This window comes from Sphingomonas abietis (assembly GCF_027625475.1).
Taxonomy (GTDB): Bacteria; Pseudomonadota; Alphaproteobacteria; order Sphingomonadales; family Sphingomonadaceae; genus Solisphingomonas; species Solisphingomonas abietis.
Genome location: NZ_CP115174.1, coordinates 2,472,002 through 2,494,912 on the forward strand (window position 1 = coordinate 2,472,002; position 22,911 = coordinate 2,494,912).

Below are 22,911 nucleotides of genomic sequence, written 5' to 3' on the forward strand. Positions count from 1 at the left end.
CGGCGCTTGCCCAAAGCCCGAACGTGCCCGTCACGCTATCGAATCCCGCAAAATCCGCCCGCCGCCGTTCCTCCGAAGGCTGGGGCGGCGCCGTGCGCTTCGTCCTTTCCGTCGCGCTGATGGGATTGGCGTTGCGCTGCTTCGTGATCATGCCACGCAGCATCCCGTCCGAATCGATGATGCCGCGGCTGCTCGTCGGCGATTATCTGATGGTGGCGAAGTGGCCCTACGGCTTCTCGCGCTTCAGCCTGCCCTGGGCGCCCGCCGGTCTGCACGGACGTCTGTTCGGCGCCTCGCCCGCGCGGGGCGACGTCGTCGTGTTCCGCGCGCCGCCGGACGATCATGCCGACTATATCAAGCGGCTGATCGGCCTGCCCGGCGACCGCATCCAGATGAAGGGCGGCGTGCTGTGGCTGAACGGCAAGGCCGTGCCCAAGGTCCGCGAGAGCGATTTCGTCATCCCGATGGCAGCCAACACCGAATGCAGCACCATCCCCAACGTCGAGACGCCTTACGGGCCGGGCGCGACGACGGAGGGCAAGCCCGACTGCCGCTTCGCGCGCTATCGCGAGACGCTGCCGGATGGCATCAGCTACGACGTGCTCGATCAGGGCGACACGCCGCAGGATGACACCCCGATATTCACCGTGCCGGCCGGCCATTATTTCATGATGGGCGACAATCGCGACATGTCGGCGGACAGCCGCTTTCCGGCGGTCGCCGGCGATGGCATCGGCATGGTGCCGGCGGAAAATCTCGAAGGCCGCGCGCTCTTCACGATCTGGTCCACCGATGGATCGGCCCATTGGCTGAACCCGGCGAGCTGGTGGCGGGCGCTTCGGTCCAACCGGATCGGGAGAGGGTTCCGATGACTGACCTGCCGCCACGCGAGGTGACACAGGCACTTGGCCACGAGCCGCGCGACCCTGCCCTGTTCCTGACCGCGCTCACCCACAGCAGCCATGCCGGCGACAGCTATCAGCGGCTGGAGTTTCTCGGCGACCGCGTACTCGGCCTGGTGATGGGCGAATGGCTGTTCGCCCTGTTCCCGGCCGAGCCCGAGGGCCAACTCTCCCGCCGCCTCAACGCGCTCGTCTCGGGCGAGACCTGCGCCGAGATCGCGCGCGATCTCGATCTCGGCCGGCATCTGCGCCTCGGCAAGCAGGCCCGCGACGACGGCGCGCAGTTCAGCACCTATGTGCTGGGCGATGTCGTCGAGGCGCTGATCGGCGCGTTGTTCCTCGAAGCCGGCATCGACGGCGCGCGCGCTTTCATCCGCAAGGCCTGGGGCGACCGGGTCCATGCCCAGGGCAAGGCGCCCAAGCATCCCAAGGCCGAGTTGCAGGAATATGTGGCCGCCAAGCAATGGCGCCCGCCGGTCTATGAGGTCACCCATCGCGGCGGCCCCCACCATGCGCCCGTGTTCACCATTACCGTCTCGATCCCCGGCCGCATGAGCGCCGAGGGCAAGGGCACCTCCAAGCAGGAGGCCGAAACCGAGGCCGCCCGCGCCATGCTCAAGGAACTGAAATGACCGACGCCACTCCCACGCCGAGCGGCCCGACGCGGTGCGGCCTGGTCGCCGTCGTCGGCGCCCCCAATGCGGGCAAGTCGACGCTGGTCAACGCGCTCGTCGGCCAGAAGGTCGCGATCGTCAGCCCCAAGGCGCAGACCACCCGCGTCCGGCTGATGGGCATTGCGATCGAGGGCCAGAGCCAGATCCTGCTGGTCGATACGCCGGGCATCTTCGATCCCAAGCGCCGGCTCGATCGCGCGATGGTCGCGGCCGCCTGGGGCGGCACCGAGGATGCCGACGTGATCGCGCTCGTCATCGATGCCAAGACTGGCCTCACCAAGCGCGTGCAGCCGCTGGTCGATACCCTCGCCAAGCGCGCCGAGCCGAAGATCGTCATCCTCAACAAGGTCGACGTCACCCCCAAGGAGAAGCTGCTCGCCACCGCGCAGGCGTTGCAGGAACAGCTTTCGCCCGAGGATATCCTGTTCGTCTCGGCGAGCAGCGGCGACGGCATCCCGCAGCTGAAGACGTTGCTCGCCAAGCGTGTCGCCGAAGGGCCGTGGCATTTCCCCGAGGATCAGGTCTCCGACGCCACCGACCGGATGCTGGCGGCGGAGGTGACGCGCGAGCAGCTCTATCTTCAGCTCCACGCCGAGCTGCCCTATGCCTGCGCCGTCGAGACCGAGAAATATGAGGAGCGTGGCGACGGATCGGTCGCGATCCACCAGCAGATCCTGGTCGAGCGCGACAGCCAGAAGGCGATCATCCTCGGCGCCCGTGGCGTCCGCCTGAAGGAAATCGGCAGCCGCGCGCGTACCGAGCTGATGACGGTGCTGGATCGCAAGAAGGTCCACCTCTTCCTCCATGTGAAGGTGAAGCCGGACTGGGAGGAGGATCGTGGCCTCTATCGCGAGATCGGGCTCGACTGGGTGGATTGATCGCCGCGTCGGCCATCGGGGTATATTCTGCGGTTTCGCGAGCGGAACGTGCTGGGTTAGGCTGATCGCCATGATCCGCAGATTCTCCCTCGCCTCCGCCCTTCCCGTCGCAATGCTGATCGCCGGCGCCGCCTTTGGCCAGGCCGTGCCGGCGCCCACGCCGCCACCCGCCGCGCCGCTGCCGGCGGCCACCGTGCAGGTGACGCTGACCACCAGCGCCGGCCCGATCATCCTCGCGCTGGAGAAGGACAAGGCGCCGATCACCACCGCCAACTTCCTCCATTATGTCGATGCCAAGCGGTTCGACGGCACGACATTCTATCGCAGAGTCAAGGTCGGGGACGGGTTCGGCCTCGTCCAGGGCGGCATCTCGCAAAATCCCAAGCTGGCCTTCCCGCCGATCAAGCATGAGCCGACCAGTCAGACCGGCCTGAGCCATGTCGATGGTGCGATCTCGATGGCGATGAACGCCCCCAACACGGCGCAGGGCGACTTCTTCATCATGGTCGGCGCCTCGCCCGGCATGGATGCCAATGCCAATCAGCCGGGTTACGCCGTGTTCGGCCATGTCGTGCAGGGCATGGATGTCGTCCGCCGGTTGCTGGACGCCCCGACCGATCCCGACAAGGGCGCGGGCATGATGAAGGGCCAGATGATCGCCGCCCCGGTCAAGATCCTCTCCGCACGCCGCACCACCACAGCGATCACGGCCCCCGACACCGCAGCGGCGCCGGCAGCGGCCACGCCCTGACATTTCCGATACGTTTCCGTTCCTCTTGCAGGGATGCAATCACGGCCGGGCGCAATTGTGCTAAACGCGGTTCGTTCAAGGGTGGGGAAATCCGGACGTGCGTAAAAATATGGGCCACGGACTCGTGGCGCTGGGGATGCTTGCCAACCTGATGCCGTGCGCGGCGATCGCCCAGAAGGAGGCACCGCCCGCACCGGCAGACAGCGACGAACCCCAGGATATCGTCGTCAACGGCGGCCATCAGGCCCAGCCCGGCGCAGTGGTCGGCGACATCCCGCCGGAACTGCAATATGGCCCGGCCGATATCCGCGCCTATGGCGTGAGTTCGGTCGCCGATCTGCTCAACGAGCTGGCGCCGCAGATCAGCTCGGCACGCGGCCGCGGCGGCGAGGCACCGGCAGTGCTGCTCAACGGCCGCCGCATCTCCAGCTTCTCCGAAATCCGCGACCTGCCGACCGAGGCGATCCTGCGCGTCGACATCCTGCCGGAAGAGGTCGCGCTCAAATATGGCTATTCGGCCGATCAGAAGGTCGTGAACATCGTGCTGCGCCGCCGCTTCCGGGCGGTGACGGCGCAGGGCGACGGGGCCACCACCACCGATGGCGGCGGCACCAACGGCCTCGGCGACTTCACCCTCACCCGCATCCATGGCGACGACCGGCTCAACATCGACGCCAAGGTGCAGGGCAGCGACAATCTGCGCGAGAGCGATCGCAATCTGATCTCGCGCTCGGCGGGCCGCGCTTATGATCGGGCCGGCAATGTCCAGGCGAGCGATGGCAGCCTCGATGCGCTGGGCGGGGCGACCATCGCCGGTGTCGGCGCTGGCGCCGCGACCGGTACGCCGACGCTGGGCGATTTCAACGCCGGCGTCGCCAACGTCACCGACGTCTCGCCCTATCGCACGCTCGCCCCCGCGACCAAGGAGGCAACGCTCAACGCCGTCTTGGCGCACCCCTTGTCCCGCACGGTGACGAGCACGCTCAACGGCACCTTCGATGCCACCCAGAGCGATACGTTGCTGGGCCTCGCCGGCTCCAATCTGCTCGTGCCCTCCAGCGATCCGTTCAACCCGTTCGGCGAGGATATCGCGCTCTACCGCTACCTCTCCAGCGATCCGTTGAAGCAGAGCGCGAAAACGATCACCGGCCATCTCGGCGCCACCGTCAACGCCGATGTCGCCAAGTGGCGGCTGTCGCTGACCGGCAATTATGATCATGCCGAAAGCCGCACCGTCACCCAGACCGGCCTCGATACCGCCGATCTGCAAACCGCGCTGGACGCCGGCGACGCCACGCTCAACCCGTTCGGCACGATCCCGGCGAGCCGGCTGGGCGGCACCCTGACCACCCGCGCCAAGGGCATCTCCAACAGCGGCAACGTCCAGTTCGTCGGCAATGGCCCGCTGTTCGACGTGCCGGCCGGTCCTTTCTCCACCACGGTCAAGATCGGCCTCACCGACACCGGCTTCGAGAGCAGCTCGACCCGCGCCGGGAGCACGCAGGACAGCAGCCTGTCGCGCCGCGATGCCAGCGGACAGCTCAATGTCGATCTGCCGCTGACCAGCCGCCGGCGCCATGTGCTCGGCGCGATCGGCGACATCACCGCTAATGCCAATGTCGCGATCGACCAGCTCTCCGATTTCGGCACGCTGTGGACGCTCGGCTATGGTGCGAACTGGACGCCGCGCGACGGCATCAGCGTCGTCGCGTCCGCCACCCATGATCGCGGCGCGCCGACCATCCAGCAGCTCGGCAATCCGGTGATCGTGACACCGGGCGCCCGGGTGTTCGACTATCGCACCGGGCAGACCGTCGACGTCACCCAGATCGCCGGCGGCAACCCCGATCTCCGGGCCGACAGCCGCCATGTCGAGAAGCTCGGCCTGAACCTGAAGCCCTTTTCGCAGACCGATCTGACGATCAGCGCGGATTATGTCCATTCGACCATCCGCAACGCGATCGCGGCGCTGCCTTCGCCGACCGCCGCGATCGAAGCCGCCTTTCCCGATCGCTTCACCCGCGATGAGGATGGCGATCTCACCACGATCGACGTCCGCCCGGTCAATCTCGCCCGCGAACGGCGGCAGGAACTGCGCTGGGGCTTCAACTATACGCGCAAGCTCAAGACGTCGCAGAAAGTGGTCGACGCCTTTCGGGCGTTGCGTGCGGCAGGCGGCTTCGGCCGTCCCCCAGGGGGCGGCCCGCCGCCGGGGGGCAACGCCGCACCGAACGGCGGCAACGCGGCGTCCGGCGGCGGCGATCGGAGCGCGGCGTCCGGCGGCGGCGGCGGCGGCGGCGGCGATCGCGGTGGCTTTGGCGGTGGTCCCGGCGGGGGCGGTGGTGGTGGTGGACGGGGCGGTTTTGGCGGCGGCGGTGGCCGGCTCCAATTCTCGGTCTATCATACCTGGTATTTCCGCGATGACATCCTCACCCGGGCCGGCGGGCCGACGCTCGACCTGCTCGACGGCGGCACCTCCGGGTCGGGCGGCGGGCAGCCGCGTCATGACGTCCAGGTCCAGCTCGGCGCCACCAACAACGGCATGGGCGTCCGGCTGACCGGCGAGTGGCAAAGCGGCACCACCGTCGATGGTGGCACCGACAGCGCCACCGGCAATCTGCATTTCTCGGACTTCGCCACCGTCAATCTGCGGCTGTTCGCCGATCTCGGCCAGAATCCCGCGCTGATGAAGCATGCCTGGGCGCGCGGGATGCGGGTCACCCTGGCGGTCACCAATATCCTCGACAGCCGCCAGCATGTCCGCGACGCCAATGGCGAGACGCCGATCAGCTATCAGCCCGCCTATCTCGATCCGACCGGGCGCTCGATCAAGATCAGCATCAGGAAGCTGTTTTTCTAACGGATCGTGCGAGCGGCACGGGTCCGACGGCGGATCGCCGTCCGATCTCGCGCGTGCTGGGGGCGCTCGCACCTTCTCGATATATGAAGTTTAGCTTTGCAGTTTTCCTGTCTATCTATATAGACGATTCCCATGAGCCATTCCTCTGTTGAACCGCCTGCGGCGACGCTGGCGCACCGCCTTCGCCGCATTGTCGGCAAGCTGAAACGCCGCCTGCGGGAGCAGGCCGACGTCGGCGATCTGACCCCGTCGCAGACGTCCGTGCTGCTGCGGCTGGAAAAAGACGGGCCGGCGACGACCTCCGGTCTCGCCCGGCTGGAAGGGATGCGCCCGCAATCGATGGGGGCGGTCGTCGCCGCGCTGGAGAGTGCCGGCCTGCTGCGCGGCGCGCCCGATCCGGCCGACCGCCGGCAGACCTTGCTGTCGCTGACCGATCAATGCCGGACGTGGATCAGCGAAGGTCGTGCGGCACGGCAGGACTGGCTCGCCCGTACCATCGGCGACCGGCTTTCTCCGTCCGAGCAGGCGCAGCTCCTCGCCGCGATCCCGCTGCTCGAACAGCTGGTGGACGAATGAGCATGTCCGCCCCCTGCCAGGACTCCCGCTGTACGTGGAAAGGATAAGCGATGCCGCTGACCACCCTCGATCCGGACACCGCTCTCGTCATCGTCGATCTCCAGAAGGGGCTTGCCGGCTTTCCCTTCATCCATCCGATCGCCGACGTCCTGGCCCGCAATCGCGCGCTCGCCGACGCCTTCCGGGCTGCCGGCCGGCCGGTCGTCCTCGTCAATGTCGCCGGCACCGCGCCGGGGCGAACGGAGCAGCCCCGGCGCCTCGCCGGCCCGCTGCCCGATGACTTTGCCGATCTCCTGCCCGAACTGGACCGGCAGCCCGGCGATATCGTCGTCACCAAGCGCTCATGGGGCGCCTTCGCGAACACCGATCTGGACACCCAGTTGAAGGCTGCCGGGGTCACCCAGGTCGTCGTCACCGGCGTCGCGACCGCGACCGGCGTGGAGTCGACGGCCCGCCAGGCCTATGAACTCGGCTTCAACGTGACGCTCGCCCTCGACGCGATGACCGATAGCCGGCCGGACGCGCATGACCATACGATCGCGAAGATCTTCCCGAGGCTCGGCGAAACAGGGTCGACCGCGGATATCCTCTCACTGCTGCAAGGATGATCCGGACATGGCGTGGTTCCCACTGCTTTCCTATGTCCTGGGCGGCGCGTGTCTGGCCAATGCCATCCCGCATGTCGCGAGCGGCATGATGGGGCGGCCTTTTCAGACCCCGTTCGCCAGACCACGTGGCGAAGGCCTGTCGTCGTCGACGGTGAACGTGGCGTGGGGCTTCGCCAACCTGCTGTTCGCCTATCTGCTGGTCTGCCACGTCGGCGATTTCGATCTGCACGACGGGTCGCAGGCGGCGGCGCTGGGGCTCGGCATGCTGCTGCTCGGCCTGTTCTGCGCCCGCCATTTCGGCCGCTTCCACGGCGGCAACACCCCGGAGCCGCTGTGAGCGCACCGGCGGCCGGCGCCTTCCGTTCGCTCCGAAGCCATAATTACCGGGTCTGGGCGGCGGGCGGCTTCGTCTCGAACATCGGCACATGGGTGCAGCGCACCGCGCAGGACTGGCTGGTGCTGACGATCCTCACCCATCACAGCGCATCGGCCGTCGGGATCGTCATGGCGCTGCAGTTCGGGCCGCAATTCCTGTTCCTGCCGTGGACCGGCTTTGCCGCCGATCATTTCAACCAACGCCGGCTGATGATGGCCACGCAGTCGGCGATGGCGTTGCTGGCGCTGCTGCTGGGGCTGCTCACCGTCACCGGCGTCGTGCAGCTCTGGCACGTCTATGTCTTCGCCTTCCTGTTCGGCACCGCCGCGGCATTCGACGCGCCGGTTCGCCAGACCTTCATCGCGGAGCTGGTCGGGGACGGCGATCTCGCCAATGCCGTGGCGCTCAACTCGACATCGTTCAACGCCGCCCGGCTGATCGGCCCGGCCATATCCGGCCTCATCATCGCGATGGTCGGAACCGGCTGGTCCTTCCTGCTCAATGGCGCGTCGTTCGTCGCCGTGCTGCTCTCGCTCGCCCTGCTCCGCACCGGCGAGCTTCACCCGCACCCGCGCGCGATCCGCACCAAGGGCAGCTTCACCGAGGGCTTCCGCTATGTGTGGGGCCGCCCCGATCTCCAGACGATCCTGATCATGCTGTTCGTGGTCGGCACCTTCGGCCTCAACTTCCCGATCTTCATCTCCACCATGGCGGTTCGCATCTTTCACGCGGATGCGCGCGGTTATGGCCTGCTGTCGTCGGCGATGGCGATCGGCACGGTAAGCGGCGCGCTGTTCAATGCCAGACGGGACAGGCCCCGCTTCGAATCGCTGCTGGGCGCCGCCTGCCTGTTCGGGATCGGCTGCACGTTGGCGGCCCTCGCCCCCGAATATTGGTCGTTCGCCGCGGCCCTGGTGATCATCGGCGTCGCCGCGCTGATCTTCACCAACAGCACCAACAGCCTGATGCAGCTTTCCACCGAGCCGGCGATGCGTGGCCGGGTGATGGCGCTGCGGGTCAGCGTCGCGCTCGGCGGCGCGCCGATCGGGGCGCCGATCGTCGGTTGGGTCGCCGATCATCTCGGCCCGCGCTGGGCGCTCGGTGTCGGCGCCGCATCGGGCTTCGCCGCCGCCGCCGTGGCCGTCTACGCGCTCACCAAGGGTGTCGGCCGCCACCGGACGCCCGCCCGGCAGACCTAGCGGCGGCGGCAGCCCGATCAGCCAGACTCGAAGTGCGGCGCGATCGTCTCCACCAGCCAATCGACGAAGACACGGACGCGCGGGGAAAGCTGGCGATTGCTCGGGTAGAGCACCGAGACCGGCGTCGGCGTCGGTAGGAAATCGGCCAGTATCTCGATGAGCGCCCCGCTCGCCAGATCGTCGGCGAAGCGATAAGCCGGCGCCTGGACGAGCCCCAGTCCGAGCCGGGCCGCCGTCGCGCTGCTGTCGGCGCCGTTCACCAGCACGCGGCTCGGCAGCGCCACCTCGATCACCTCCCCGTCGCGCGTGAACTCCAGCGGCAGCGTCTGACCGGTGCGTGAGGAAACGAAACCGATCATGACATGCCCGTCGAGATCGTCCGGCGTCGCCGGCACGCCATGGTCGGCGAGATAGCGCGGGCTGGCGACGGTGATCTCCTTCATCTCGCCGAGCCGCCGCACGACCATGTCGCTATCGGGCAGCGCACCGGCCCGCACGACGCAATCCACCCCCTCGCGGACCAGATCGACGAACCTTTCCCCCTCGCCGAGATGGACGGTCAGGGCCGGATGCCGCGCCAGCAAGGCGGGGAGCGCGGGCAGCAGCATCGTGCGGGCGAGGTAGCCGGCGACATCGACGCGGACCAGCCCGGCGACCGCGCCATTGCTCCCCCGATCGGCATCCTCGAGATCGGCCAGGATCGCGACGCAACGATGATAATAGGCCTCGCCCTCGACCGTCGGCTGGACATGGCGGGTCGAGCGTTGCAGCAGCCGGGTGCCGAGCCGCTGTTCCAGCGCCTTGATCGCGCCGGTCGCCACCGGGCGCGAGACGCCGCAATCCGCCGCCGCCGCGCTGAAGCTGCCCCGATCGACGATGCGGATGAAAAGCGCGAGGGTGGCGAGTCGATCCATGGCGATTATTCCATCCTGCAAAACAATGCTGGCAGAAACAGCCCTCTAATCATCCCGGCGAGGAACGCTAGATCAGCCTCCTCACCGAACGGAGGTTATCATGCCATCATATCCCATCGCGCTCGTCACCGGCGGCAGCCGTGGCCTCGGCCGCTCGACCGTGGAGGCGCTCGCCCGGCGCGGGGTCGCGTCGATCCTGACCTACAACAGCAACCGCGCCGCCGCCGACGAGGTGGTCGCAGCCGTCGAAGCGGCAGGCGCCAAGGCGATCGCGATCCGGCTCGATACCGGCGATACCGCCAGCTTTCCCGCTTTTGCCGATGCCGTCCGGCAGGCACTCGGCACGCTGGGCGCGGAGCGGTTCGACTATCTGGTCAACATGGCGGGCACGTCGCACAGCGGTTTGCTCGGCGATGTCACCGAGGAGGATTTCGATGCGGCCTATCGCGTCCACGTCAAAGGCCCGTTCTTTCTCACCCAGACGCTGCTGCCGCTGATCGCGGATGGCGGCCGGATCGTGAACATTTCCTCGGGCCTGACCCGCATCATCTATCCGGGCCGCATCGCTTATGGGGCGATGAAGGGCGCGGTGGAGGTGATGACCCGCTATATGGCCAAGGAACTCGGGCCTCGCCGCATCGCCGTCAACACGGTCGCGCCCGGCGCCATCCAGACCGACTTTTCCGGCGGTATGGTGCGCGACAATCCCGATGTGAGCCGCCACATCGCCGAAGCCACCGCCCTCGGCCGCCCCGGCCTTCCCGACGATATCGGCCCGATGATCGCATCGCTGTTGTCGGAGGATCATCGCTGGGTGAACGCGCAGCGGATCGAGGTGTCTGGCGGCCAGGCCATCTAGGCGACCACGCCCGGCCGGCGTGTTGCCCAGATAAGACATTGCCAAGAGGCCGAACGGCGGCCTAGCCTGCGACCATCCGTTCTTCGTGGAAGGTCAATCGAATGCGCCGTTCGGCCCTGCTCGCCGTCACCTGCCTCACCCTGTCTCCCGTCGCCTTGGCGACGCCGCTGGCGGCGCAGACGGCGGCTCCCAAATTCACGCCATGGGGCATCCGCCTGTCGGACATGGACACCGGCGTGAAGCCGGGCGACGATTTCTATCGCTACGCCAACGGCCACTGGCTCGACAGCACGACGATCGCGCCCGATCGCACCTCGGCGGGGATCGACGTCGTGCTGGCCGACGAGGCCGAGCAGCAGGTCCGCGCCATCGCCGAGGAGGGCGAGGCCAAGCCGGTCTCCGCCGCCGAGAAGCAGATTGGCGATCTCTACGCCAGCTGGATGGACGAGGCGGCGATCGAGAAGGCCGGCACTGCGCCGCTCAAGCCCTATCTCGCCCGCATCGCCGCGCTCAAGGACAGCCACGCGCTGGCGATGTTGACCGCCGAGACCGGCTATGCCGGCCCGACCGGGATCAGCATCTTCGCCGACGTCAATCGCCCCGGCCGCTACGGCGTCTATGTCGGCCAGGCCGGCCTCGGCATGCCGGGCCGGGACTATTATCTGCTCAAGGGTGAGAAATATGACGGCTTCCGCGCCGCCTATCGCGCTTATGCGATCACGCTGCTGACCCTCGCGGGCTTCAGCGACGCACCGGCGCGGGCCGATCGGATCATCGCGCTCGAAACCGCGATGGCGACCTCGCAATGGACGCCCGAGCGCGAGCGCGACATCCAGCAGACCAACAACCCGATGACGGTCGCCAAGCTCCAGGCACTGGCGCCGCAGTTCGACTGGCCGCAATTCCTCAAGACCTCCGGCATCTCCGCCACCGAGGTGATCGTCGGCGAGCCCACCGCCGTGCAGACCGCCGGCACGCTGCTCGCCTCGACCCCGCTCCAGACCTGGAAGGACTATCTCGCCTTCCACTTCATCAGCGATCACGCGCAATATCTGCCCAAGGCGTTCGACGACGCGCATTTCGATTTCTTCGGCAAGACGCTGAGCGGCCAGCCCCAGCAGCGGGCGCGCTGGAAGCGCGGCGTGCGTCTCGTCAACGGGATGCTCGGCGAGGCGGTCGGCAAAATCTATGTCGATCGCTATTATCCGCCCGAAAGCGATCGCCAGATGGGCGAACTGATCGCCAATCTGCGGGCCGCTTATGGCGACGAGCTCCAGCACCTCGCCTGGATGGACGACGCCACCCGCAAGCAGGCGCTGGAAAAGCTCGCCACCTTCGATCCGCGCACCGGCCATCCGGTGAAATATATCGATTATAGCGCCCTCACCCTGTCGCCGGGCGATCTGCTCGGCAATGCGATGCGATCCGAGAGGTTCGAGTGGAACCTGCTGCTCGCGCGCTACCCCAAGCCGGTCGACCGGAGCCTGTGGGACATGACGCCGCAGACGGTGAACGCTTATTATGATCCGACGGTCAACCAGATCACCTTCCCCGCCGCGATCCTCCAGGCGCCCTATTTCGATCCCAACGCCGATCCGGCGGTCAATTACGGCGCGATCGGCGCCACCATCGGCCACGAAATGGGCCATGGCTTCGACGATCAGGGCCGCCAGTTCGATGCCACCGGCAAGGTCCGCGACTGGTGGACCAAGACGTCCGCCGACAAGTTCAAGGTGCGGACCAGCATGCTCGGCAAGCAGTTCGACGGCTATGAGCCGGTGCCCGGCGTCCACATCAAGGGCGAGCTGACGATGGGCGAGAATGTCGGCGATCTCGGCGGGCTGGAAATGGCGTGGGGGGCGTGGCGGCGCTATGTGGCCGAACATGGCGATCCCGGCGTGAAGGGCGGCTACACCGCCGACCAGCGCTTCCTGATCGCCTACAGCTACTCGTGGCAGACCAAGCAGCGCGAGGATTCGATGCGCCAGCAACTGCTCACCAACGAGCACAGCCCGGCCGAATATCGCGTCAACGGCATCGTCCGCAATTTCGATCCCTGGTACAAGGCGTTCGACGTCAAGCCCGGCGACAAGCTCTACCTGCCGCCCGATCAGCGCGTCCATATCTGGGTGAACTGAACCTTGCGCCCTGTCGGACGAAAGCGGCCCCTGTGCTCGTCCGACAGGGCATATCGCAATGCCGGGCAAAACGGGTAGCGGGCATGACCCTGACTGCATGCCGCAGACCGGGGTTGTTTCATAGATACCGTCCTGGACCGGCGCGCCGAACCGACCCGACTGCAATGCGTCCCGCTTCTCCGGAATAGCCGGCACCGGACCTTTCGCATCTTCGGAAGGCTTTGTTGCCCAAACCGGAAAGGACCGTACCCATCACCGGATCAGCCCCATTTTCGGGGGCTTTTGAAACGGGTCGGTCGGGCCGGGCCGGCCGGCATCGCCGCCCATGACGGGTTGCATGATTGCATGCCCGAAACCCCGCTGGCATGAAGCACGCCGCGCGGCGCGAGACAGAATGCCCGACCGGAGAGGCCCACATCCGCAGCCGCATTCGGCCAATCTTTGGCCCGCGTGCAGCGCCAGCCCTGGGCGATGTTCGTTTCCGTCGCGCCCGCATTGACGTCAGACTCCAAGAAGGAAGCCAATCCATGCGCCATCGATCCGTTGGACGATTTCTCGCTTTTGCCGCGCTCGGCGGCCTTGCCTTCACGTCGGCCGCCCAGGCGGTCACTCACAGGCCCGTCCTCGAGGATGCCGACGTGCTCAAGCTCGCCAGCGTGGCGCGCGCGGAACTGGTGAAGGCACAGAGCACCGGTTGCATCGTCATCGCGGATCCCGACGGCCTTCCTCTGTATGTCGAGCGGCAGGCCAGCGCCTATCCGAACTGCCTGTCTGCGGCATTGGCCAAAGCCAAATCGGCCGCGCTGTTCGAGAAGGATACCAACGGCGACTACGAAGCCCTGAAAAAGGGCGATATGACGACGCTGGTGGTGCCGCACCTGTCGCCCAATCCGGGCGGCGTTCCGCTGCGTGCGGAAGGTTCGGTGATCGGATCGCTCGCGATCAGCACGGCGGATGGCGCCATCGACGAGAAGGTCGTCCGGGCGACGATCGCGACCTGGAATCACTGACCCGCGGCGTGCGGCCGTCGCAGCGATCCCTTCCATTGCGGCGGCCCAACTGCGTCGGCTAACGCGACGTTAACCCTTTGCGGCGCATGGCTGATCCCCGGACGGAGGAGACAGGCCATGCGCAGGATCGCCACATTCTATCGGGATCGCAGCGGGCTGGTCGGTGCGGATTTCGCGCTGATCATGCTGATGGTGCTGGCCGGCCGCTATGTCGCGATGACGCACGGCGATCAGATCGGCGCCTTGCTGGGTCCGCTGTTCAGCGCCTGAGGTCAACGCCGGAGCGCGCGCGACAAGCCGTTCCGCCCCCTTCGCATCGCCGCCGCGCCCTGCTACCCGTCCGCCAGCCATCCCGGCTGCCGTGAAAGGGACGATGCGCCAGCCGATCGTCGATATCGTCTATAATCCTGCTTCCGGTGGCTATGCGGCCGACCGGATCGATGCGTTGCGGGCAGCCTTTGCCGAGCGTGGCGCGGACGTCCGCCTGTCCGCCACCGGCCGTGACGGTGTGACGGTGAACCCCGAAGCCGATCATGTCTGCGTGGCCGGCGGCGACGGCACCGTTCGACAAGTCGTCGAGGCACTCCATCGCGCCGGGCTCGATCCGACGATCAGCATCTGCCCCACCGGCACGGTCAATCTGCTGATGCTGGAAACCGGGCAGGACGGCGCCCCGGAGGCCATCGCCGCGCGCGTCCTCGGCGGCGATGATATCCGCACCCATTATGGCGTGGCGGTCAACGACACCCTGTTCCTGGCGTGTGCCAATGTCGGGCCGGAGGCATGGGCCGTTGAGCGCGTATCGTCCGGGTTGAAACGGTGGATCGGGCGTTTCGCCTATGCCGTCGCGCTGTTGCCGCTGCTGATCCGCTGGCCGCGTACCCCGATCCGGCTCGCGGTGGACGCCCCCGCCGCAGGCCGCCGGACGATCGATTGCGAGGCCTTCTACGTCGCCAAGGGGCGCTATTTCGCCGGCCGTTGGCGCCTGTCGGCCGAGGCCAGCCTCCAGCGCCCGGACATCCGCGTCGTGGCGCTCGCGACGGCGCGGCGCATCGATATGGCGCGTTTCTGGTGCCGGCTCGCCCTGCATCGCCCGATCGAAACCATGCCGGGCGTCACCGCCTTCGCCTGCACCGCCCTGACCGCGACATCGGCCGTGCCGCTCGCCGTTCAGGCGGACGGGGATATCGCCACGACCCTGCCCGCCCGTTTCGAGATCATGGCGCAGCCGCTTCGCTTCGCCTAGACGAGTTCGAAGCTGCCCTTGAGCCCGGTTTCGGCAGAGGGCGCGATCCACAGATCGAAGGTGCCGGGCTCCACCACGGGCTTCAGATCCGGCCCCAGATGGCCGAGCATCGCGCGGCGGATGGTGAACCGGACCTCGCTCGATCCGCCCGGTGCGACCGCCACACGCTGCCAGTCGAGCAGGCGGCGCACCGGCTGGGTGATGGTGGCGACGCGGGCATGGACGTAGAGCTGCACCAGTTCGTCCGCGGCGCGATCGCCGCTGTTGCGGATGCGCGCCGAGACCGTGAGCCCCTCGTTCCCCGCAAGCCTGCCGCCGCCCATGTCGAGCCCGGCATAGTCGATCTTGCCGTAGGTCAGCCCGTGCCCGAACGGGAAGCGTGCGCCGTCGGGCGCGGTGCGGTACTGCGCCTTATAGGCCTGCTGCGGCCCCGGCGGGGCGGGCCGCCCGGTCGGCTTGTGATCATAATGCAGCGGTTCCTGCCCGCTTTCATAGGGGAAGCTGACCGGCAGCCGGCCCGAAGGACGGGCGACGCCGAACAGGATATCGGCGAGCGCATGGCCGGTCTCGCTGCCCAGAAACCATGTCACCAGGATCGCCGGCGCGGCCAGCACCGCACCCTCAAGCGCCAGCGCCCGGCCGTTCTTGATCAACACGATCATCGGCTTGCCGAGCGCCGCCACCGCCTCTGCCAATCGCATCTGCGGCTCCGGCACCACGATGGCGGTGCGCGACTGCGATTCGCCCGACATCTGCTGGCCTTCGCCGATCGCCAGCACCACGATGTCGGCCGCTCGCGCCGCCGCCACCGCCGCCGCGATGCCGCCGGGGATCGGCGTCTCGATATCCGATCCGGGGGCGACGCTCAGCCGCTCCGGATCGCGCATCGCCGCGCGCATCCCGGTCGCGAGGTCGATCGCCTGACGATCGTCGCCATAGACGTTCCACGGCCCGATCAGATCATGCTGGCCGGATGCGAAGGGGCCGATCAGCGCGATCTTCTCGGCGCCGTCGGCCTTCAGGGGCAGCAGGCCGCCGTCATTCTTCAGCAGGACCACCGAACGCTGCGCCGCTTCGCGGGCGAGATCGCGCGTCACCGGGGTTAGCACCCGCGCCTGCTCGCGACCGGGGCCGAGGCGGCGGAAGGGATCGTCGAACAGGCCCAGCCGCGCCTTGAGCGCCAGCACGCGCCGCACCGCCTCGTCCACCCGCGCCATCGACACGTCGCCGCTCTTCACCAGATCGGGCAGGTGCTTGAGGTAGAGGCCGCTCTCCATGCTCATGTCGACGCCGGCCAGGATCGCTTTCTTCGCGGCGTCGCGGCCATCCTTGGCGTAGCCCGCGGCGACCAGCTCCTCGTCGGCGGTATAGTCGGAGACGACGAGCCCCCGGAAATCCCATTTGCCGCGCAGCACGTCCGACATCAGCCAGTGATTGGCGGTGGCCGGCACGCCGTTGACCTCGTTGAACGACGCCATGACGCTGACCACGCCCGCACCGAGCGCGGACTGGAAGGGGGGAAAATAGGTCTCGCGCAGCGTGTGTTCCGAGATATCGACGCTGTTATATTCCATGCCGCCCTCGCCCGCGCCATAAGCGGCGAAATGCTTGGCGCAGGCGCCGACCGCATCGTCGCGAGCCACGTCGTCACCCTGGAAGCCCTCGACCCGCGCGGCGGCGAAGCGGGTGCCGACCAGCACGTCCTCCCCCGCCGATTCCACGCCTCGGCCCCAGCGCTGGTCGCGCGCAATATCCACCATCGGCGCGAAGGTGAGATCGATGCCGGCCGCCGATGCCTCCACCGCCGCCGCGCGCGCGGTACGCCGGGCCAGCTCGGGGTCGAAGCTCGCCGCCTCGCCGAGCGGCACCGGGAAGATCGTGCGGAAGCCGTGGATCACATCGGCGGCAAAGAACATCGGAATGCCGAGCCGGCTTTTCACCGCCTCCTGCTGGAGCTGGCGATGCCAGTCCGATCCGCGCCCGTTGAAGACCGACGAGACACGACCGGCACGCGCATCCGCCAGCTGCCCCCGGACATTCGGATTGCTGCCCGCCGGATTGAGCGCGGTCGCCGCCGTTCCGCCGATCGCCGACGCCATGATCGAAAGCTGGCCGGCCTTCTCCTCAATCGTCATCCGGTCGATCAGAGCATCGATGAACGCAGGTGTCGCCTTGCCCGCCGGGCCGAGTGCGAAGCCGACCGCCGGTCGCCCCGCCACCACCAGGGTGCCCGCGCCGGCCAGCATCGCCCTGCGCCCGATACCGCTCACGCCCCCTTCTCTGCCGAAGGATCGAGCCAGCCTCCCTTGAACCCGGCCTTGTCCAGCCCGGCCTTGATGTAGGGATTGCGGCTCATGATCTTCCAGATCAGGCCGGTGCGGTAATTCTCGATCATCGCCAGGATCGGCCCCTGGTCGATGCCGAGATAGACATTGTCGAACCAGCCCTTGCCGGGCACCAGCTTGCCCGTATCGATCTTGGTCTTCTGATCCTGGAAGGTCAGGTTGAAAGCGTCGAAGAAGCCATAGGTGCCATAGAGATCGTCGCCGTAGCGCTGGCGCATTCCCATCAGCGCCGGAATGCAGATTTCGGGCGCGAACGCGATCGAACCGCCGGCCGCGGTCGGCGCGATCGTGCCGTCGTCGATCGCCCCGACGCCGCGCGCCGCATAGCTGTGGAAGGCACGCTGCTCGCCCGCGATATCGAGCGTGACGTCGGCCGGGCCATCGCAGGCGGTGAGGCCGAACTGATCGGCGGCATAGCCGCGCCAGCCCATCGGATTGGCCAGCGCGTAATTGCGCTGGGCGATCGTCGCGCGGCGGCTATTCTCGAAATAATCGAGCCCCTTGGTGCGCATGAAATCATCCTGGATCTTGCGAAAATCGATCCAGATGTGGCTGTATTGATGGCCGAACATCGGCGGGAAGCGGAGCATCGACAGATCGCCGCTGTCGGTCCAGAAGGTCGCCAGTCGCTTGCTCCATGCGTCCCAGCTATCCTTGGGCAGGCCGTAGATCGGCGCGCCGAGCGCCAGGATATAGACCAGCATCCCTTCGTTATAGGCCACCCAGTCATAGGGGATGAACTCGCTCTCCGGCGTCCAGCCCAGCGCCACGACGGGGGCGCGGGTCATCGCCCAGCGCCAGTCGATCCGGGTGTAGAGCTTGTCCGCGAGGTCGCGGATCTCCTTTTCCTGCGGTTGGTCGTAATAGGTCTGGGCGAGCAGCACGCCGGCCATCAGCAGGGCGGTATCGACGGTCGAGATCTCCGACCCGCCGAACCGCACGCCGTCCTTCATGCCGAGGAAATGATAGAAGAAGCCCTGATAGCCGGTCATCCCCTCCGGCTTGGCGCCCTGCTCGGCACCGGCCAGGAAGCGCAGCATCGCCACCGTGCGCGCCGCCGCCTGCGCGCGCGGCACATAGCCCCGCTCCACCCCGATCACGAAGGCGGTGAGCGCGAAGCCCATCGCCGCGATGCTGGCAAAGTCCCCGGACGGAAAGCGATCCGGCGCGAGGCCCCGCTTGGGTTCCGTCGTCCACCAGAAATAGGCGAAGGTGCGCAGTTGCACGTCATCGAGAAACGCCTCCATCTGGGGCGTCATCTCCAGGGGCGGCAGGCCCGACGAGGCGGATCCCGAAGCAGATGCGATCGGAGATCGTATCTCGATCGGCGACTGGAACTTCACGCTGCTGCATCCCGCCAGCCCGGCCAGCCCGGCGCCCATCAGCACCCGCCGGCCGATCAGGCCGCTCTCGTTCTTGATATCATCCATCAGAAGGTGAAACGCGCACCGAACTGAAAGGTCCGCGGCGGGCCAGAAAGATCGTTCGGCGTACCGAAACTGGCGTTCGTGGTCGGCGAGTAGCCATCATAGCCACCAAAGTTAGCCCTGTTGAAAACATTGAACAATTCCGCGATCAGCTGGAAATCTGTCCGATCGTGGCCGAACAGGTGAATATCCTTGGTCAACCGGACGTCCACCTGCCTGAAATCCTTCGTGCGGCCCGTATTGGCGATCACCACGCCGGCGCCGGTGCCATTGCGGGTGTCGATCACCTGATAGGGTTGCCCGGAGCCGAATACCATCAGCGTGGAGATCTGGAAATCGAGCGGCAGCTGCGCCATGCCCGATACGACCACGCGATGCCGCTCGTCGCCGGCGTTGGGCAGATAGGGTTGCGCCGCCACATCGGGGTGATCGAAATTGAAATCATAGCCCCGTTCCTTGGAGAAGGAGAGCGTGTAGGCGATGTTGATCGACCAAGGCGAGGCCTTGGTGAACGGTTTGTCGATCGTCAGGTACATCCCGTCATATTTGCTGGCGCGCGCCTGCGTCATCGCGACGACGTTGGCGAAGCCGGTCACCGGGATGAAATCGTAGAAGCCGGTCGCATTGGGATTCACCGATCGGTTGACCGGATAATAGCCGATCTGATCCTGCGCCGAGACATGGTTGTAGCTGATTGAGGCGTTGAGCATCCGCCCGATCTTCTGGCGGACGCCGATGCTGAACTGATCGGTGCGCGGCGGCTTCACGTCGTTGCGGATGATGCGCAGCTCGCCGGCCGGCGCGTTGCTGCTGGCGATCAACTGGTCGAGCGCATCCTTGCTCATATAGCTGTCATTCCACTGGATGGTGTGCTGTCCGTTGCGATCGGCGCCGTCCTTGGAAAACTCGAAACTGCGCGAGGTATATTGGCGCAGCAGCTGCTCCTCGGCGGCGTTGCGGAACAGGGTGCGGTCATAATAGCGGCCCCAGCCGGCGAAGAAGACGGTGCGCTGGTCGCCGAACGCATCGAAGGACACGCCGACCCGCGGCTGGAAGGCCCCGAGGAACGGCTTCCGGTTCTTGCCGGTCGAGATATAGTCCGACGCGCGGAAGTCGCCGCCCTGCGCCGCCAGCGTGGTCTGCAGGGCATTGAGCGCCGCCACCGCATCGGGCGGGGTGACATAGCTGTTGTTCTTGGCGTTGGACTCATAATCCCAGCGCAGGCCGATGTTGAAGGTCACCTTGTCGGTCGCCTTCCAGTCGTCCTGCGCGAACAGGCCGACCTGGGTGTCCTTGGCATGGACGGTCGGATCGCCGACCCCGTAGAGCGCCTCGAACGGCTGGGTGAAATCCTCGTTCTGCGAGGGGTCGTTGTTATAGTTGAACACCGGATTGGCGTTGACCGCATCGTTCACCGTGTAATCGACGAAGGCGACCTTGCCGCCGAACTTGACGACATGGTTGCCGCCCAGGAAATCGATATTGGACAGCGTGACATTGTCGCGCAGCGTGAAGCCCTTCTGCACCACCTTCTGGCTGGTCGAGGCGCCACCGATGCGGATCGCATTATTATATTGCTGGCCGATCGTGTCGGGCTCGATCGGGGTCGGATCGAACTTGAAATAGAGATAGTCGACCGAGGCCTCGTTGAGGAAATCGCCCTTGTTGTGCTGCCAGCGCAGGCGCCCGGTATAGACCGTGTTCTTGATGTTCGATCCGGCCTCATAGGCGGTCTGCCCGCCAAATCCCTGCGTATCCTTCTCCTTGCGGATCGAGCCGGAGAGATCGATGGTGTCGGCCTCGGTGGCTTCGAGCGTCAGCTTGGCGAAGCCGAGATCCTCCCGGAACGGGCTGGTGAAGCTGCCCTCCTTGTCACCGAAGCGGGCAAGATTGTCCGGCGTGCGCTGGCCGAGCGTGACGCTCTCGACATTCCTCTGCTCATTGCCTTCATAGGCGACGAAGAAGTGCAGCCGGTCCTTGATGATCGGGCCGCCGAGCGAGGCGCCATATTGCTTCTGGCTGAACTTGCCGTCGTCGGCGACGCCGGCGGCCGCATTCTTCTTCTGGAAATAATCCTTGGAGCGCAGCGCGTCGATCTGGTCGAAGCCGAAGACCTCGCCGTGGAATTCGTTGCCGCCGGTCTTGGTCACCGCCGAGATCACGGTGGTGCCGGCATCCTCATATTCGGCCTTGTAGTTGGACGAGATGACCCGGAACTCCTGCACCGCCGCCTGCGGGAAAGGATTGCCCTTGGAGCTGTCGCCGCCGACGATGCCGCCCTGCTGGATGTCGGACTTGAGGCTGACGCCGTCGATGAAGACGTTGACCTGCGGCCCGCCCAGGCTCTCGCCGTTCGGGCTCTGGCTGACCCCCGATCCCGAGAAGGTCTTGCGGTTGGGATTGTTGCTCACCCGCACGCCCGGCGCGAGTTGCGCGAAGTTGAGGAAGTTGCGGCTTGCCTGCGGCAGGTTCTGGATCTGCTGGGTGGTGACGTTGGTGCCGACCTCGGAGGTACGCGTCTCGACCAGCCGGCGGCCGGTGACGACGATCTGCGGCCCCGAAAGCGCCGCCGCCACGGGCGGTGCGACATCGACATCCAGCGTCGAACTCTCGCCGACACCGACCGTCACCTGCTGCCTGGTCGTCGCAGCGCCGGCGGTGAAGGTGATCTCATAGGTGCCCGGCCGCAATCCGGGCAGCGCATAGCTGCCCTGCGCGTTGGCGGTCGCGCTTCTGCTGGCGCCGCTGTTGACGTCGACGGCGGTGATCGTCGCATTCGGCCCGTGCGCCACGGTGCCGCGGATCGAGGCGGTGACGGTCTGCGCCAAACCCGGTGTGGCGCAGGCCATCGCGGATGCCAGCAGGACGATACGAATGGAGGCGCGGCCGCACGGCGCGCGAGAAGCGGTATAGGACATCGGCATTCTCCCCTGTCGACCGGACGTATCGCCCTTATGGTCTTGGCGCCTGACGGCGGCGCTCGGGAGAAATCGGCTCGCGCGATGCTTTGTTCCGCCAAATGGCGGATTTAATGGCCCATTCGTCGCACGCGACGCTCAATTGCTACTAAAGTTGCAAAATCGCCGTCAGGCCGACGCTGCGCTACCCAGAATGTCATCGACCCAGGCTGGAACCAGCACGCCCGCCGTCCCCAGCCGGGTTTCGTGGAAATAGACGCTGCCAGCGGACGGCTCAAGGTTGAGCTCCAGCGTGTCGGCGCCGGCATGGCGCGCGGCCTGGACGAAACCGGCCGCAGGATAGACCGCGCCGGAGGTGCCGATCGAGACGAACAGATCGACAGCCATGATCGCCTCCTCGATACGTTCCATCCCATAGGGCATCTCGCCGAATAAGACGATGTCGGGGCGCAGTTCATCCTGCCCGCACGCCGCGCAGCGAGGACCGTCGTTCATCGCACCGGCGAACGCGGCGCGCGTACCGCAGGCGCTGCACAACGAGGACAGCAGCTCGCCATGCATGTGCAGCATCCGCTTCGCGCCGGCCCGCTCGTGCAGGTCATCGACATTCTGGGTGACGATCAGCAGCTCGCCCGGCCAGTGCGCATCCAGGAACGCCAGCGCCTTGTGCGCCGCATTGGGCGCGACAGAAGCGAGCCCGCGGCGGCGCTGGTCGTAGAAATCGAGAACCAGCGCGCGATCGATCGCCAGCGCCTCGAGCGTGCAGATCTCCTCGACCGCGCGCTTCTGGAGCACCCCGTCGGCATCGAGATATTCCCAATAGCTCACCGCGCCATGGGTACGGAAGGTCGGCACGCCGGACTCCGCCGACACGCCCGCCCCGGTCAGGATGACGATGTTCTGGATATCGCGCATCCCGCCATCATAATCCTTATGACCGGGGATCGCTATTGAGGAACGGGCGATGGAGCGCGTCGGACTTCGATCAGCGTGCCATGAACTCCACCGCCAGCGGCGCCGCGGCGAAGGCCTTCTGGAGCGCGATGATGTCGGCGTCCTCGCAATGCGCTTCCGGCGCGGGACCGGCCTCCGCCTCGATCTCGACGAGCGGCAGCCCCAGCCTCAGATGCAGCCAATGCGCGGTGGTGGTCATGTCGTGCGATCCCCTGCCACCAATCCGGCGGCCTCGATCTGGTTAACGACGGGCGCGCGGGAAGTTTTAGGGCTGTT

Annotated in this window: 21 protein-coding genes; 14 read left to right on the plus strand and 7 right to left on the minus strand. The window is 66.8% G+C overall.

What is annotated here, in order from left to right; all coding sequences use genetic code 11:
* The first annotated feature begins 92 nt into the window (after positions 1-92).
* The 9 genes from lepB to PBT88_RS11725 all read left to right on the plus strand — a co-directional run bounded on the left by lepB (position 93) and on the right by PBT88_RS11725 (position 8,824).
* Positions 93-872 carry a signal peptidase I gene (gene lepB, locus PBT88_RS11685; RefSeq protein ID WP_270075523.1) on the plus strand — a complete coding sequence of 260 codons (780 nt, stop codon included), beginning with the start codon at positions 93-95 and terminating at the stop codon, positions 870-872.
* Positions 869-1,534 carry a ribonuclease III gene (rnc, locus tag PBT88_RS11690; RefSeq protein ID WP_270075524.1) on the plus strand — a complete coding sequence of 222 codons (666 nt, stop codon included), beginning with the start codon at positions 869-871 and terminating at the stop codon, positions 1,532-1,534. Before lepB ends, rnc begins: the two co-directional genes overlap by 4 nt.
* Positions 1,531-2,454: a GTPase Era gene (era, locus tag PBT88_RS11695; protein WP_270075525.1), complete on the plus strand. Its 924-nt coding sequence runs from the start codon at positions 1,531-1,533 to the stop codon at positions 2,452-2,454. The genes rnc and era overlap by 4 nt, the downstream gene beginning before the upstream one ends.
* Before the next feature lie 70 nt (positions 2,455-2,524).
* Positions 2,525-3,205 carry a peptidylprolyl isomerase gene (locus tag PBT88_RS11700; RefSeq protein ID WP_270075526.1) on the plus strand — a complete coding sequence of 227 codons (681 nt, stop codon included), beginning with the start codon at positions 2,525-2,527 and terminating at the stop codon, positions 3,203-3,205.
* Positions 3,206-3,302: 97 nt separating this feature from the next.
* Entirely contained in the window at positions 3,303-6,065 is a 2,763-nt protein-coding gene (locus tag PBT88_RS11705; RefSeq protein ID WP_270075527.1) for a porin family protein, read from the plus strand.
* A gap of 132 nt (positions 6,066-6,197) precedes the next feature.
* Positions 6,198-6,641, plus strand: a complete 444-nt coding sequence (locus PBT88_RS11710) for a MarR family winged helix-turn-helix transcriptional regulator (RefSeq protein WP_270075528.1) — start codon at positions 6,198-6,200, stop codon at positions 6,639-6,641.
* 50 nt (positions 6,642-6,691) lie between these two features.
* Positions 6,692-7,249: an isochorismatase family protein gene (locus PBT88_RS11715; RefSeq protein WP_270075529.1), complete on the plus strand. Its 558-nt coding sequence runs from the start codon at positions 6,692-6,694 to the stop codon at positions 7,247-7,249.
* 7 nt (positions 7,250-7,256) lie between these two features.
* Positions 7,257-7,586 carry a hypothetical protein gene (locus tag PBT88_RS11720; RefSeq protein ID WP_270075530.1) on the plus strand — a complete coding sequence of 110 codons (330 nt, stop codon included), beginning with the start codon at positions 7,257-7,259 and terminating at the stop codon, positions 7,584-7,586.
* Positions 7,583-8,824, plus strand: a complete 1,242-nt coding sequence (locus PBT88_RS11725; RefSeq protein ID WP_270075531.1) for an MFS transporter — start codon at positions 7,583-7,585, stop codon at positions 8,822-8,824. Before PBT88_RS11720 ends, PBT88_RS11725 begins: the two co-directional genes overlap by 4 nt.
* Positions 8,825-8,841: 17 nt before the next feature.
* On the opposite strand, the gene PBT88_RS11730 is transcribed toward PBT88_RS11725, so the two are convergent.
* The gene (locus PBT88_RS11730) at positions 8,842-9,738 is read right to left on the minus strand and encodes a LysR family transcriptional regulator (RefSeq protein ID WP_270075532.1); all 897 of its coding nucleotides are present in this window, start codon (positions 9,736-9,738) and stop codon (positions 8,842-8,844) included.
* A 100-nt stretch (positions 9,739-9,838) separates the two neighbouring features.
* Here PBT88_RS11730 and PBT88_RS11735 point away from each other — a divergent pair, with 100 nt between their 5' ends.
* Positions 9,839-10,597, plus strand: a complete 759-nt coding sequence (locus tag PBT88_RS11735; protein ID WP_270075533.1) for an SDR family NAD(P)-dependent oxidoreductase — start codon at positions 9,839-9,841, stop codon at positions 10,595-10,597.
* 101 nt (positions 10,598-10,698) lie between these two features.
* Positions 10,699-12,735 carry a M13 family metallopeptidase gene (locus PBT88_RS11740; RefSeq protein ID WP_270075534.1) on the plus strand — a complete coding sequence of 679 codons (2,037 nt, stop codon included), beginning with the start codon at positions 10,699-10,701 and terminating at the stop codon, positions 12,733-12,735.
* A 260-nt stretch (positions 12,736-12,995) separates the two neighbouring features.
* On the opposite strand, the gene PBT88_RS11745 is transcribed toward PBT88_RS11740, so the two are convergent.
* Positions 12,996-13,349, minus strand: coding sequence for a hypothetical protein (locus PBT88_RS11745; RefSeq protein WP_270075535.1), 354 nt, complete (start codon positions 13,347-13,349; stop codon positions 12,996-12,998).
* A 24-nt stretch (positions 13,350-13,373) separates the two neighbouring features.
* Here PBT88_RS11745 and PBT88_RS11750 point away from each other — a divergent pair, with 24 nt between their 5' ends.
* From PBT88_RS11750 to PBT88_RS11760, 3 genes are all read left to right on the plus strand, one after another.
* Positions 13,374-13,745 carry a heme-binding protein gene (locus tag PBT88_RS11750; RefSeq protein WP_270075536.1) on the plus strand — a complete coding sequence of 124 codons (372 nt, stop codon included), beginning with the start codon at positions 13,374-13,376 and terminating at the stop codon, positions 13,743-13,745.
* A 117-nt stretch (positions 13,746-13,862) separates the two neighbouring features.
* The gene (locus tag PBT88_RS11755; RefSeq protein ID WP_270075537.1) at positions 13,863-14,015 is read left to right on the plus strand and encodes a hypothetical protein; all 153 of its coding nucleotides are present in this window, start codon (positions 13,863-13,865) and stop codon (positions 14,013-14,015) included.
* A gap of 91 nt (positions 14,016-14,106) precedes the next feature.
* Entirely contained in the window at positions 14,107-14,991 is an 885-nt protein-coding gene (locus PBT88_RS11760) for a diacylglycerol/lipid kinase family protein (RefSeq protein ID WP_270075538.1), read from the plus strand.
* Here PBT88_RS11760 and PBT88_RS11765 read toward each other — a convergent pair.
* The 5 genes from PBT88_RS11765 to PBT88_RS11785 all read right to left on the minus strand — a co-directional run bounded on the left by PBT88_RS11765 (position 14,988) and on the right by PBT88_RS11785 (position 22,834).
* Complete coding sequence (locus PBT88_RS11765; protein WP_407696562.1) at positions 14,988-17,237, minus strand: glycoside hydrolase family 3 N-terminal domain-containing protein; 2,250 nt, start codon at positions 17,235-17,237, stop codon at positions 14,988-14,990. The two genes, PBT88_RS11760 and PBT88_RS11765, sit on opposite strands and share 4 nt — an antisense overlap.
* A 20-nt stretch (positions 17,238-17,257) precedes the next feature.
* Positions 17,258-18,766 (minus strand): glucoamylase family protein, encoded by a 1,509-nt coding sequence (locus PBT88_RS11770; protein ID WP_270075539.1) that lies wholly within the window; start codon positions 18,764-18,766, stop codon positions 17,258-17,260.
* Positions 18,766-21,681, minus strand: coding sequence for a TonB-dependent receptor (locus tag PBT88_RS11775; protein WP_270075540.1), 2,916 nt, complete (start codon positions 21,679-21,681; stop codon positions 18,766-18,768). Before PBT88_RS11775 ends, PBT88_RS11770 begins: the two co-directional genes overlap by 1 nt.
* A 168-nt stretch (positions 21,682-21,849) precedes the next feature.
* Positions 21,850-22,596 (minus strand): NAD-dependent deacylase, encoded by a 747-nt coding sequence (locus PBT88_RS11780; RefSeq protein WP_270075541.1) that lies wholly within the window; start codon positions 22,594-22,596, stop codon positions 21,850-21,852.
* A gap of 70 nt (positions 22,597-22,666) precedes the next feature.
* Positions 22,667-22,834 (minus strand): hypothetical protein, encoded by a 168-nt coding sequence (locus tag PBT88_RS11785; protein ID WP_270075542.1) that lies wholly within the window; start codon positions 22,832-22,834, stop codon positions 22,667-22,669.
* Positions 22,835-22,911 lie beyond the last annotated feature (77 nt).